At 73.9% G+C, this 12364-nt stretch carries 10 protein-coding genes; 7 read left to right on the top strand and 3 right to left on the bottom strand.

The features are described 5' to 3' along the window. Positions 1-4: 4 nt before the first annotated feature. Together ACGFZL_RS17480 and ACGFZL_RS17475 are read right to left on the bottom strand one after the other, a co-directional pair. On the bottom strand, positions 5-2419 hold the full coding sequence (locus ACGFZL_RS17480) for an MFS transporter (RefSeq protein ID WP_393692592.1): 2415 nt from the start codon (positions 2417-2419) through the stop codon (positions 5-7). 169 nt (positions 2420-2588) lie between these two features. Next, positions 2589-3032: an SRPBCC family protein gene (locus tag ACGFZL_RS17475; RefSeq protein WP_355170229.1), complete on the bottom strand. Its 444-nt coding sequence runs from the start codon at positions 3030-3032 to the stop codon at positions 2589-2591. A gap of 160 nt (positions 3033-3192) precedes the next feature. Between ACGFZL_RS17475 and ACGFZL_RS17470 the strand changes: the two genes are divergently transcribed. From ACGFZL_RS17470 to ACGFZL_RS17455, 4 genes are all read left to right on the top strand, one after another. Beyond that, positions 3193-4224 carry an Rv2578c family radical SAM protein gene (locus ACGFZL_RS17470; protein WP_393692590.1) on the top strand — a complete coding sequence of 344 codons (1032 nt, stop codon included), beginning with the start codon at positions 3193-3195 and terminating at the stop codon, positions 4222-4224. 148 nt (positions 4225-4372) lie between these two features. Further along, positions 4373-5959: an alpha/beta hydrolase gene (locus ACGFZL_RS17465; protein ID WP_393692588.1), complete on the top strand. Its 1587-nt coding sequence runs from the start codon at positions 4373-4375 to the stop codon at positions 5957-5959. Between the two features lie 61 nt (positions 5960-6020). Next, a complete protein-coding gene (locus ACGFZL_RS17460) occupies positions 6021-6419 on the top strand; it encodes a RidA family protein (protein WP_393692586.1) in 399 nt (132 codons plus the stop codon). Beyond that, the gene (locus ACGFZL_RS17455; RefSeq protein WP_393692584.1) at positions 6416-6955 is read left to right on the top strand and encodes a GNAT family N-acetyltransferase; all 540 of its coding nucleotides are present in this window, start codon (positions 6416-6418) and stop codon (positions 6953-6955) included. Before ACGFZL_RS17460 ends, ACGFZL_RS17455 begins: the two co-directional genes overlap by 4 nt. A gap of 4 nt (positions 6956-6959) precedes the next feature. On the opposite strand, the gene ACGFZL_RS17450 is transcribed toward ACGFZL_RS17455, so the two are convergent. Continuing rightward, positions 6960-7553 (bottom strand): adenylosuccinate lyase, encoded by a 594-nt coding sequence (locus ACGFZL_RS17450; RefSeq protein ID WP_393692582.1) that lies wholly within the window; start codon positions 7551-7553, stop codon positions 6960-6962. 392 nt (positions 7554-7945) lie between these two features. Here ACGFZL_RS17450 and ACGFZL_RS17445 point away from each other — a divergent pair, with 392 nt between their 5' ends. The 3 genes from ACGFZL_RS17445 to ccrA all read left to right on the top strand — a co-directional run bounded on the left by ACGFZL_RS17445 (position 7946) and on the right by ccrA (position 12360). Continuing rightward, positions 7946-9760, top strand: a complete 1815-nt coding sequence (locus ACGFZL_RS17445; protein ID WP_393692580.1) for a 3-hydroxyacyl-CoA dehydrogenase family protein — start codon at positions 7946-7948, stop codon at positions 9758-9760. A gap of 136 nt (positions 9761-9896) precedes the next feature. Beyond that, entirely contained in the window at positions 9897-10718 is an 822-nt protein-coding gene (locus ACGFZL_RS17440) for a TetR/AcrR family transcriptional regulator (RefSeq protein WP_393692578.1), read from the top strand. 307 nt (positions 10719-11025) lie between these two features. Continuing rightward, positions 11026-12360: a crotonyl-CoA carboxylase/reductase gene (ccrA, locus tag ACGFZL_RS17435; RefSeq protein WP_393692952.1), complete on the top strand. Its 1335-nt coding sequence runs from the start codon at positions 11026-11028 to the stop codon at positions 12358-12360. Positions 12361-12364: the final 4 nt, after the last annotated feature.

Here is a 12364-nt window from a genome sequence, read left to right as displayed (position 1 = left end):
CGGGTCAGTCCGCGTGGCCGAGCTGGAGGTCCCGTTCGGTGCGACCGCCGCCGGCGACCTGGAGGACGGTGGCGACGGGCGGGTAGCCGGCGGCGATGACCGTGTACTCGCCGGAGGAGAGGTCGACGAAGCGGAAGGATCCGTCCGGCCCGGTGGTGAGGGTGTCCACCACGTTGCCGGCCGCGTCGAGCAGGGTCACCCGCGCGTCCTCGACGGCCCGGCCGCCGCCGGCCCGCACCGTGCCGCGCAGCACCGCGCCGCCGGCCAGCTCGACGTCCTGGCGGGTCTCCCGGGCGGCCTGGACGCTGACCGGCAGCGCGGCCGGGCGGAAGGCGGGGGCGCTGGCGGCGAGGGTGTACTCCCCGGCGACGAGTTCGGTGATGACGTAGCCGCCCTCACGACCGCTGCGGGTGGTGGCCACCACCTCGCCGTGCACGTTGGTGAGCGTGACGGTCGCCTCGCGCACCGGGCTGCCGTCGGCGGTGAGCACGCAGCCGGCCAGCCGCCCCGCGCCGCCGAGGACCACGTCCAGGTCGACCGGGCGCTCGCCGACGGTCACCGAGACCGCCTGCGGCTGGTGCCCGCCGGCCGCCGCGATCAGGACGTACGAGCCGGCGCCCGGCGTGGCCAGGGCGTAGCGCCCGTCGTCGCCGCTGGCGCCCCGGCCGATCTGCCGGCCGGCCACGTCGATGAGGGTGAGGGCGGCGCGGGGCACCACGGTGTCGTCGGAGTGCCGGACGGTGCCGCAGACCGGGACGCCGGCCGCGTGCGCGGCGCGGGAGGTCGGGAGCTGGCCGTTCGCGGCCTGCGGGAGCTGCGCGGAGTCCGGGTCGGTGACGGGGGCGTTGTGGGACACCAGGGGTTTCTCCTTGAGGAAGCAGGCGATGAGCAGGCCGACGACGAGGACCGGCACCAGGTACAGGAAGATCCGCGGCATGGCGTCGGCGTATGCCGCGATGTAGGCGTCGCGCAGGGCCGGCGGCAGGGTGTGGACGAGCTGCGGGGTGAGCGACTCGGCGTCGGGCAGCCCGGTGCCCGCGCCGGCGGGGACGCGGTCGGCGAGGGCGTCGGTGAGCCGGTCGGCGAAGAGGGTGCCGAAGACGGCGGCGCCGACGCTGCCGCCGATCTGCCGGAAGTAGTTGTTGGCGCTGGTGGCGGTGCCGAGGTCGGCGGGGCGCACGGAGTTCTGCACCGCGAGCACCAGGACCGGAAGGACCAGGCCGATGCCGGCGCCGAGCACGGCCATCCAGAGGCTGTAGTGCGAGCGGGGGGTGTCGATGTCCAGCCGGGAGAGCAGCCACATGCCAAGGGCGCCGAGCGCGCAGCCCACGACCGGGTAGACCCGGTAGCGGCCGGTGCGGCTGATCAGCTGGCCGGAGCCGATGGAGGCGACGACGAGGCCGCCCATCATGGGCAGCATCAGCAGCCCCGACTCGGTGGCGCTGGCGCCGTCGACCATCTGGAGGTAGGTCGGCAGATAGCTGGCGGCGCCGAACAGGGCGACGCCGACGACGAGTCCGACCAGGGCGGAGACGTTGAAGACGGCGTCGCGGAACAGCCGCGGCGGGATCAGCGGTTCGGGTGCGAAGCGCTCGGCGACCAGGAACAGGACGGTGGCCGCGACCGCTCCCGCGCCGAGACCGAGGATGGTGGCGGAGCCCCAGGCGTACTCGGTCCCGCCCCAACTGGTCAGCAGCACCAGGCAGGTGGAGCCGGCGGCCAGCAGCAGCGCGCCGGGGACGTCCAGGCGCCGCTTGCCGCGCCGCTTGGGCAGCTTGAGCACGGCGGTGACGACGGCGAGGGTGAGCAGGCCGAAGGGCACGTTGATGTAGAAGCACCAGCGCCAGGACAGGTGGTCGGTGAAGTACCCGCCGAGCAGCGGGCCGGCGACCGAGGCGAGCCCGAAGGCGGCGCCGATCAGGCCCATGAACCGGCCGCGCTGCCGGGGCGGCACGATGTCCGCGATGATCGCCTGCACGCCGATCATCAGGCCGCCGGCCCCGGTGCCCTGCACCGCGCGGAAGGCGATGAGCTGGTCCATCGTCTGGGCCCGGCCGGCCAGCGCGGAGCCGACGACGAAGACGAGGATGGCGAACTGGAAGACGCCCTTGCGCCCGAAGAGGTCGCCGAGCTTGCCGTAGATCGGCAGGCCGATGGTGGAGGTCAGCAGGTAGGCGGTGATCGCCCAGGACATCTTCTCCAGGCCGTGCAGCTCGCCGACGATCTTCGGGAGCGCGGTGGCGACGATCATCTGCTCCAGGGCGGCGAGCAGCAGCGCCAGCATCAGGCCGACGAAGACCAGCCGCACCCGGCGCGGGCCGAGTTCCGGACCGGGTCCGGGGTCCGGTTCGACCGGCGCGATGGCCGCCTGGACGGCGGTGACCGGCTCGTCGTCCTGCACCAGAGTGATCCCGCCCACGTACCGCTCCCGTCGCCGTACTTGTCCGCAATTGCCGCCTGAGGCGTCAACTACGAACAAGTGCGGCGAGTTACGGCGTACGGCGCGACCGGGCGGAGATCACTCGAACCGGTGAGGCGTTCAACACCGGTCGGATTCGGCCTCCTTGGCGACTTCTGGTCGCTTACGGCTACTTCTCGACCTCGGCGGCGAGCTTGGTGAGCATCGCGTCGTAGATCCGGCCGAGCCCCTTGGGCGCGAAGGTCTTCTCGAAGAAGCCGCCGATGCCGCCGGCCCCCTGCCAGGTGGTGGTCACCACGACCCGCGACCGGCCCTCGCCGGCCGGGGTGACCCGCCAGGTGGTGACCATGGAGGAGTTGCGGTCCCTCTCCACCAGCTCGCCCTCGGTGGGCTCGCTCACGTCCAGCAGGCAGTCCCGGATCCGCTTGCTGGTGGCCTGGAGCTTCCAGTGCACCAGAGTGCCCGCGCCGTCGCCGCCCTCGCGCACCTCGTACTCGCTGAAGTGCTCGGGCAGCAGCCGCTCGCGCGTGCCGCTGTAGTCGGCGAGCGCGTCGAACACCTTCTCCGCGTCCGCCGCGACGATCCGCTCCGTCGCCGCCTCGACCTGCGCCATCGGGTTCCTCCAGGGCCTGTTGCTCGATGTTCGGGCCAGCCAACCACCCCCGCGACCGGGCTCCAAATCCGGCGGCGCGGACCCGGCCGCGCGCTCGCCCCCGCACGATCATGGGAACACATGTTCTATTGTCGGACCGAGCACTACCGAGGAGGCGGCCATGCGCTGGGACAACCTCACCGACTCCGGGCACGCCCGGGCGGCAGACGCCGCGCTGTTCGACGCGGACGCGGTCGTCACCCGTACCTTCGACACGCCCGAGTTCCGCGGCATCACCTTCCACGAGGTGCGGGCCCGCTCGATCCTCAACCGGGTGCCGGGCGCCTCGCGGATGCCGTTCGAATGGACGGTGAACCCCTACCGGGGCTGCACGCACGCGTGCGTCTACTGCTTCGCCCGCAAGACGCACAGCTACCTCGACCTGGACACCGGCCTGGGCTTCGACTCGCAGATCGTGGTCAAGGTGAACGCGCCCGAGCTGCTCCGCCGCCAGCTGGCCTCGCCCCGCTGGCAGGGCGAGCACGTGGCGATGGGCACCAACGTGGACTGCTACCAGCGGGCCGAGGGCCGCTACCGGCTGATGCCGGGGATCATCGAGGCGCTGACCGAGCGGGCCAACCCCTTCTCGATCCTCACCAAGGGCACGCTGATCCTCCGGGACCTGGAGCCGCTGACCCGGGCGGCCCGGGTGACCGACGTCGGGATCTCGGTCTCCGTGGGCTTCACCGACACCGACCTGTGGCGCACCGTGGAGCCGGGCACCCCGGCGCCCGAGCGCCGCCTGGACGTCGTGCGCACCCTGGGCGAGCACGGCATCGGGGTCGGCGTGCTGATGGCCCCGGTCATCCCCTTCCTGGGCGACGAGCCGGCCCAGCTGCGGGCCACCGTGCGGGCCGTCGCCGCCGCCGGCGCCACCTCGGTGACGCCGCTGGTGCTGCACCTGCGGCCCGGCGCCCGGGAGTGGTTCATGGCCTGGCTCGGCCGGCACCATCCGCACCTGGTGCGCCGCTACGAGCGGCTGTACGCGGACGGCGCCTACGCCCCGAAGTGGTACCAGCGCCGGATCACCCGCCAGGTGCACGACCTGGCCCGCGAGTACGGCATCGGGCCCGCGGGCGGCACCCGTCAGGCGCGGCGCGCGGCGCCCGAAAAACCCGGGGCCACCGCCCCCGAGCAGTTGTCGCTGCTCTGAGGGGTCCGGGCAGCATTCGAGGGCATCCGGCGACCCGAACGGGTCACGTCGGCACGGAAGACGTTCCCCGGGGCGCGCATCCCGGGACGATGCGGCGGGGCGGACCGCGAGCACGCGGACCGCCGCCGCAGCGTCCTGGGAGGACTCCATGAGACACCGCGCAGCCGCACTGTGCGCCGCCGTCGCCGTCGTGGCCGGGACCCTCGCGGCGGCCCCCGCCGAGGCGGGCGCCCCCCGGCCCGTCGCCCCGCCGGCGCCCGCGCCCCTCGCCTGGAAGGCGTGCGCCACCGACGACTACCCGACGCTCCAGTGCGCCTCCCTGGAGGTGCCGCTCGACCACGGGCGCCCCGACGGCCGGCACATCACCCTCGCCCTGTCCCGCGTCCCGCACACCGCCGCCGCCTCGCAGGGGCCGCTCCTGGTGAACCCGGGCGGCCCCGGGGGCAGCGGCCTGACGCTGGCCGGGTTCGTGGCGTCCTCGCTGCCGAAGGCGGTGGCCGCCCAGTACGACGTGATCGGCTTCGACCCCCGGGGCGTGGGCCGCAGCGAGCCCGCCCTGGACTGCCGGCCCGGCCACTTCGCGCCGGTCCGCCCGGACACCCTGCCGGACACGCCGGCCGCCGAGCGGGCGAACCTCACGCGTGCGAAGGCGTTCGCGGACGCCTGCGGCGCGAAGTACGCCGATGTGCTGCCGTACATCGGCACGGTCGACGCCGCCGAGGACCTGGACGCGATCCGCGCGGCCCTGGGCGCCGAGCGGGTCAGCTACTTCGGCTACTCGTACGGCACCTACCTCGGCGCCGTCTACGCCCGGCTGCACCCGGACCGGGTGCGGCGCCTGGTGCTCGACTCCGTGGTGGACCCCGACGGCGTCTGGTACGAGGCCAACCTGAGCCAGGACACCGCCTTCAACGACCGGCATCGCGCCTTCCTGGCCTGGGTCGCCCGGCACGACGCGGCCTACGGGCTCGGCACCGACCCCGAGGCGGTCGAGGCACGCTGGTACGCCATGCGGGCGGCGCTGGCGAAGCGGCCCGCCGAGGGGCGGGTGGGCGCCGCGGAGCTGGAGGACACCTTCGTGCCCGGCGGCTACTACAACGGCTACTGGCCCTACCTCGCCGAGGCGTTCGCGGCGTACGCGAAGCGGGGCGAGACGGGCCCGCTGGCCGACGCGTACGAGGACTTCGGGGCGGTGGACGCGGCCGGCGACAACAACTACAGCGTCTACGCCGCCGTGCAGTGCCGGGACGCCCGCTGGCCCCGCGACTGGGACGACTGGCGCGAGGACAACTGGGACGCCTACGAGAAGGCGCCGTTCATGACGTGGAACAACGCCTGGTACAACGCGCCCTGCGCCTTCTGGCCGGTGCCCGCCCGCCCCGAACCGGTGGACGTCGCGAGCGACGCACTGCCCCCGGCACTGCTGTTCCAGGCGACCGACGACGCCGCCACCCCGTACGCGGGCGGCGTGCGCATGCACCGGGAGCTGGGCGGCTCGCGCCTGGTGGTGGAGGAGGGCGGCGGCAACCACGGCGTCACGCTCAGCGGGAACGCCTGCCTGGACGACCGCCTCGCCGCCTACCTGGCCGACGGGACCCTGCCGCCGCGGGCCGGGAGCGGCGCGGCGGACGCGGTGTGCGCGGCGCTGCCGGAGCCCGAGCCGCTCCAGTCCAAGGCGGCGTCCACGTCTTCGCGCGGCTCCACGCTGCACGGGCTGCTCGGCTTCCGCGGCTGAGCGGGCGTCACCGCGGTCAATCGATGCGGGCGTTGTCAGATCCGTGGTGCAGCATGGGGCCATGACCGAGCCGACCAGGATCGCCGCGCCCGAGGGCGTCGCCCCCGCCACCCAGTACACCCATGTCGTCACCGGCACCGGGCGGCTTGTGGCCGTCTCCGGACAGCTCGCGCTGGACGAGCACGGCGCCCTGGTCGGCCCGGGCGACGCGGGGGCGCAGGCCCGGCAGGTCTTCGAGAACCTGCGCCGCTGCCTGGCGGCGGCCGGGGCGACCTTCGACGACGTGCTGAAGCTGACCTACTTCGTCACGGACATGGCCCACATGCCGGCCGTCCGCGCGGCCCGCGCCGCGCACATACCCGACGACCGCCTCCCGGCCGCCTCGGCGGTCCAGGTGGCCGCCCTGGTCCGCCCGGAGTTCCTGTTGGAGGTCGAGGCCCTGGCGGTGGTGGCGCCGTGAGCGGGCCCCGGGTGCGGGAGATGGCGCTCGCCGACTGCGAGGCCGTGGCCGCGATCCGGATCGGCGGCTGGCGGCACGCCTACCGGGGGCTGATGCCGCAGGCGTACCTGGACGGGCTCGGCCTCGCCGAGGAGACCGAGCGGCGCCGCGCGCTGTTCGCCCGGGCCGACCCGGCGGTGGTGAACCTGGTCGCGGAGGACGCCGCCGGGCGGCTCACCGGCTGGGCCTGCCACGGGCCGTACCGGGAGGACGGACGGCGCACCGCGGACGCCGAGTTGTACGCGGTGTACGTCGACCCCGCGCACCTCGGCACCGGCGTCGGCCGGGCCCTGCTCGCCGAGTCGGTGCGCCGGTGCGCGGCGGCCGGGCGGGCGCGCATGCTGCTGTGGGTGCTGCGGGACAACGCCCGGGCCCGGCGGTTCTACGAGCGGGCCGGCTTCCGGGCGGACGGGGCCGAGGAGCCGTTCGAGGTGGCGGGCACCGAGGTGCCGGAGGTGCGGTACGCCCGCGACCTCACCGGCGTACCGACCCGCTGACGGCCTACCGCCCGCCCGGCAGCCGGGCCAGGGCGCGTACGGCGGCCTCGGCCAGCGCCGGATGGGCGAGGGCGTCGTTGAGGACCGGGGCGGCCCGCTCGTCGCCCAGCTCGCCGAGCCCGTCGACACAGGCGAGGGCGACCCGGCGGTAGGGGTCGTGCGGGCGCAGCCGCCGCCGCAGGGTGGTGACGAGGGCGGGCACGGACTCGGGGGCGCGCAGCGCGACCAGGAGCCGCACCGGGTGCAGCGCGTAGGCGACCCGCAGCTCGTTGGTGGCCAGGGCGGCGGCGGCCCGGGCGGTGCGCGGGTCGCCGAGGCGGGCCAGGGCGTAGGCGGCGGTGGCGCAGCGCGGCGGGTCGCGGTGGTTGAGGAGCAGCACCAGCGCCTCGAAGGCCCGCCGGTCCCCGGCCACCCCCAGCCGGAACGCGGCCAGTTCGCGGGCCCACAGCGGCTGCCCGGACTCGGTGAGCACCGCCGCCAGCGCGCCGGTGTCGGCGCCCCGCGCGAGGCGCTCGCACGCCGCCACGGCCTCCGGGCCGCCCGACGCGGCCGCCTCGGCCCGTGCGCGCTCCGTGAGCGCCCGCAACTCCTCGTCCATGTGACGAGGTTAGGGCTCCGCCGCGGCCGGCGGGACCGTCCTCGCGAACACCGGGGGCTGGCGCGCTCGTTACCGGCGGGTTAAGCTCAGACGAGCGAGTCACCCACTCGCACTCTTTCCGCACGGCGGTCTGGTGACGCAACCGCCGTGCGTGCCAGTCGGTGCGGTGCCTCCGGGCACCGCAGGACGACCCGGCCCCGGGACAGGGCTGTCGGTCGGACACCGCCGCCCCGAGGGCGTGTGCACACCCTCCTCGGACGGCACCGGGCGTGTGCGCTCGTCAGCCCGGCCACACCCGCGCTTCGCACCCCTCATCTCCGCACGCACCCGGTGCGCCGCCTCGGCGCACCCGGGCGTGCTTCCGTCGTCACCCTCATTCCTGGAGTCCCGCGATGGCCACTCCCCCGTCGTCCGCCACCCCTCCCTCCTCCTCCCCGTTCCGGACCGTCGCCGTCGTCGGCCTCGGCACCATGGGCACCGGCATCGCCGAGGTCCTCGCCAGGTCCGGCCGCGACGTCGTCGGCATCGACATCAGCGAGGCCCAGGCGGCCCGGGCCGCCGCCGCCCTGGAGGCGTCGGCCGCCCGGGCGGTCGAACGGGGCCGCCTCACCGAGGAGGAGCGCGCCGGCCTGCTGGCCCGGGTGCGCACCTGCGCCGACCTGCGGGCGGCGGCCGAGGCCGACCTGGTGATCGAGGTCGTCCCGGAGTCGTACGAGATCAAACAACAGGTCTTCCGCGAGCTGGACGCCCTGGTCCGTCCGGACACGATTCTCGCGACGGGCACCAACGCGCTGTCGGTGACCCGGCTCGCCGCCGAGTCCGCCCGCCCCGAGCGGGTCCTCGGCCTGCACTTCTTCAACCCGGCGCCGGCGATGAGGCTCGTCGAGGTGGTCTCCTCGGTGCTGACCGCGCCGGCCGCCGTCTCGGCCGTCACCGACCTCGCCCTGGACCTCGGCAAGGAGCCCGTCGCGGTCGGCGACCGGCCCGGGTTCGTCGCCGACGGGCTGCTGTTCGGCTACCTCAACCAGGCCGCCGCGATGTACGAGGCGAACTACGCCTCCCGCGAGGACATCGACGCCGCGATGCGGCTCGGCTGCGGCCTGCCGATGGGCCCGCTCGCCCTGCTCGACCTGATCGGCGTCGACACCGCGCGCACCGTCCTGGACGCGATGTACGCCGCCTCGCACGACCGCCTGCACGCCCCCGCGCCGATCCTGCGCCAGCTCAGCGAGGCGGGCCTGACCGGCCGCAAGGCGGGACGCGGCTTCTACACCTACGCGGCGCCCGGCAGCGCCGTGACCGTGCCCGACGCGCTGACCCCCGACCCGGAGGGCGCCGGGCTGCCGGGCCGTCCCGTCCGCTCGGTGGGCGTGGCCGGCTCCGGCACCATGGCGTCCGGCATCGCCGAGGTCTTCGCCAAGGCCGGCTACCAGGTGGTCCTCGCCGCCCGCACCGCCGAGAAGGCGGACGCCGCCAAGGCCCGGGTGGGCGCCTCGCTGTCCCGCTCGGTGGCCAAGGGCCGGCTGACCCCCGAGGCCGCCGCCGCGACGCTGGAGCGGATCGCGCCGACGGGCACGTACGACGACTTCGCCGAGGTGGACCTGGCCGTGGAGGCGGTCGCCGAGGACCTGGAGGTCAAGCGGCAGCTGTTCGCCACCCTCGACAAGGTGTGCAAGCCGGGCGCGGTCCTTGCCACCACCACCTCCTCGCTGCCCGTCATCGCCTGCGCCCGCGCCACCTCGCGCCCGCAGGACGTGATCGGCATGCACTTCTTCAACCCCGCTCCGGCCATGAAGCTGGTCGAGGTGGTCCGCACCGTGCTGAGCGCCCCCGACGTGCACGCCACCGTCCGGGAGGTCTGCGCGAAGATCCGCAAGCACGCGGTGGACTGCGGCGACCGGGCCGGTTTCATCGTCAACGCGTTGCTCTTCCCGTACCTGAACAACGCGGTGAAGATGGTCGAGGAGCACTACGCGACGCTGGACGACATCGACGCGGCGATGAAGCTGGGCGGCGGCTATCCGATGGGCCCCTTCGAGCTGCTCGACGTGGTCGGCCTGGACGTCTCGCTCGCCATCGAGAAGGTGCTGCACCGGGAGTTCCGCGACCCCGGGCTCGCCCCGGCGCCGCTGCTCGAACACCTGGTGGCCGCGGGCTGCCTCGGCCGCAAGACCGGGCGCGGCTTCCGCGAGTATGCCCGGCGCTGAGCGGCCGGGCGGCCGGTTCCGGGCGGCCCGCGACTGGGGCGGGCTGCTCGATCCGACCGGGAGTGCCCCGGCTCCCGGGCCCGGTGGGGCGCCCGGTCCCGCGCAGCGCACCGCACGCATGCAGTACGTTCGGGTCATGCCCAAGGCCGTCAAGTCCTCACGAACCCCAGCCAGGTCCGACGCTCCGGAGAGCGCGGCCGGCGGCCGAGCCGCTGCCCAGCGGCTGAAAATGCGCCGGGAGCTGGCGGCGGCGGCCATGGAACTGTTCGCGGCCAAGGGCTACGAGGCGACCACCGTCGACGAGATCGCCGCCCGGGCCGGCGTCGCCCGCCGCACCTTCTTCCGCCACTTCCGCTCCAAGGAAGAGGCGATCTTCCCCGACCACGACGACACCCTGGTGCGCGCCGAGGCGGTGCTCAACGCCGCGCCCGCGCACGAGCATCCGCTGGACACGGTGTGCCGGGGCATCAAGGAGGTCATGCGGATGTACGCGGCGCGCCCCGACATCTCGGTGGCCCGCTACAAGCTGACCCGCGAGGTGCCCACGCTGCGGGAGGCGGAGATCGCCTCGGTGGCCCGCTACGAGCGGCTGTTCACCCGCTACCTGCTCGGCCACTTCGACGAGCACGTGCACGCCGACGACGCCAACGACGACCCGCTGCTCGCGGAGGTCGCCGCCTCCGCGGTGGTCACCGCGCACAACCACGTGCTGCGGCGCTGGCTGCGCGCGGGCGGGCAGGGCGACGTGGAGGCGCAGCTCGACCACGCCTTCGCCATCGTGCGCCGCACCTTCGGCTCCGGCATCGGCGCGGGGCACACCGCCGACGCGAAGCCGGCCGAGGGCGCCCCGGCGGTCACCGCCGCGGCGCACGACGAGGTGCTGGTGACGGTCGCCCGCACCGACGCGCCGCTGCACGAGGTCATGCGCACCATCGAGCAGGCGCTCAAGGAGCGCTGACCCCGCACCCCTCCGTTGGTGACGACGGCCACCCTCCGGGTGGCCGTTTTCGCATGTCAGGACCCTTTTGGCGGGCCATTCGATCGATCATCGCTCATCTGTTGCGTAAAGATTTCATCTGAGAGCAACTTCTGGCACGCAGTGCCTTGCGAGGTGACACGGGGTGCCATACGTTGAAGGTGTCCGGGCTGTCCCCGCAGACCTCCACCCCTCGTCTGCGCGTCCGGCGCCTGCGTCACAGGCACCCGCCGCAAACCCCAAGCGCCCCTCCCTCAGGGCGCTCACCGCCGGAGGCAACACCGTGACCGTGAAGGACATCCTCGACGCGATCCAGTCCGACGCCACGTCGGCCGACATCGCCGCCCTTCCGCTCCCCGAGTCGTACCGCGCGATCACCGTGCGCAAGGACGAGACCGAGATGTTCGCGGGCCTCGCCACCCGCGACAAGGACCCGCGCAAGTCGATCCACCTGGACGAGGTGCCGCTGCCCGAACTGGGCCCCGGCGAGGCCCTGGTGGCCGTCATGGCCTCCTCGGTGAACTACAACTCGGTGTGGACCTCGATCTTCGAGCCGATGTCGACGTTCGGCTTCCTGGAGCGGTACGGCAAGGTCAGCGAGCTGACCAAGCGGCACGACCTGCCCTACCACATCATCGGCTCCGACCTCGCGGGCGTCGTCCTGCGCACCGGCCCCGGCGTCAACGCCTGGCACCCCGGTGACGAGGTCGTCGCGCACTGCCTCTCCGTCGAGCTGGAGTCCAGCGACGGGCACAACGACACGATGCTCGACCCGGAGCAGCGCATCTGGGGCTTCGAGACCAACTTCGGCGGCCTCGCCGAGGTCGCGCTGGTCAAGTCCAACCAGCTGATGCCCAAGCCGGACCACCTCAGCTGGGAGGAGGCCGCCGCCCCGGGCCTGGTCAACTCCACCGCCTACCGCCAGCTGGTCTCCCGCAACGGCGCCCAGATGAAGCAGGGCGACAACGTGCTGATCTGGGGCGCCAGCGGCGGCCTCGGCTCCTACGCCACCCAGTTCGCGCTGGCCGGCGGCGCCACCCCGATCTGCGTCGTCTCCAGCGAGCAGAAGGCCGAGATCGCCCGGAAGATGGGCGCCGAGCTGATCATCGACCGCTCGGCCGAGGACTACCGGTTCTGGAAGGACGAGCACACCCAGGACGTCAAGGAGTGGAAGCGCTTCGGCAAGCGCATCCGCGAGCTGACCGGCGGCGAGGACGTCGACATCGTCTTCGAGCACCCCGGCCGCGAGACCTTCGGCGCCTCCGTCTACGTCACCCGCAAGGGCGGCACCATCGTCACCTGCGCCTCGACCTCGGGCTACGAGCACGTCTACGACAACCGCTACCTGTGGATGTCGCTGAAGCGGATCATCGGCTCGCACTTCGCCAACTACCGCGAGGCGTGGGAGGCCAACCGCCTGATCGCCAAGGGCAAGATCCACCCGACCCTGTCCAAGGTGTACTCCCTGGAGGAGACCGGCCAGGCCGCCCACGACGTGCACCGCAACCTCCACCAGGGCAAGGTCGGCGTGCTGTGCCTCGCCCCCGAGGAGGGCCTGGGCGTGCGCGACCACGAGCTGCGCGCCCAGCACGTCGACGCCATCAACCGCTTCCGGAACATCTGAGGCC

The sequence above is a fragment of the Streptomyces sp. NPDC048182 genome (assembly GCF_043202555.1).
Taxonomy (GTDB): domain Bacteria; phylum Actinomycetota; class Actinomycetes; order Streptomycetales; family Streptomycetaceae; genus Streptomyces.
The sequence above is the reverse complement of the archived record's forward strand: the minus strand, read 5'-3'. Positions and strand labels throughout refer to the sequence as shown.

Excerpts from the sequence above, each read along its gene's own strand:
- ACGFZL_RS17475 (WP_355170229.1), bottom strand. The coding sequence starts at position 3,032 with ATGGCGCAGGTCGAGGCGGCGACGGAGCGGATCGTCGCGGCGGACGCG.
- ACGFZL_RS17445 (WP_393692580.1), top strand. The coding sequence starts at position 7,946 with ATGGCCACTCCCCCGTCGTCCGCCACCCCTCCCTCCTCCTCCCCGTTC.
- ACGFZL_RS17450 (WP_393692582.1), bottom strand. The coding sequence starts at position 7,553 with ATGGACGAGGAGTTGCGGGCGCTCACGGAGCGCGCACGGGCCGAGGCG.
- ACGFZL_RS17440 (WP_393692578.1), top strand. The coding sequence starts at position 9,897 with ATGCCCAAGGCCGTCAAGTCCTCACGAACCCCAGCCAGGTCCGACGCT.
- ACGFZL_RS17465 (WP_393692588.1), top strand. The coding sequence starts at position 4,373 with ATGAGACACCGCGCAGCCGCACTGTGCGCCGCCGTCGCCGTCGTGGCC.
- ACGFZL_RS17460 (WP_393692586.1), top strand. The coding sequence starts at position 6,021 with ATGACCGAGCCGACCAGGATCGCCGCGCCCGAGGGCGTCGCCCCCGCC.
- ACGFZL_RS17470 (WP_393692590.1), top strand. The coding sequence starts at position 3,193 with ATGCGCTGGGACAACCTCACCGACTCCGGGCACGCCCGGGCGGCAGAC.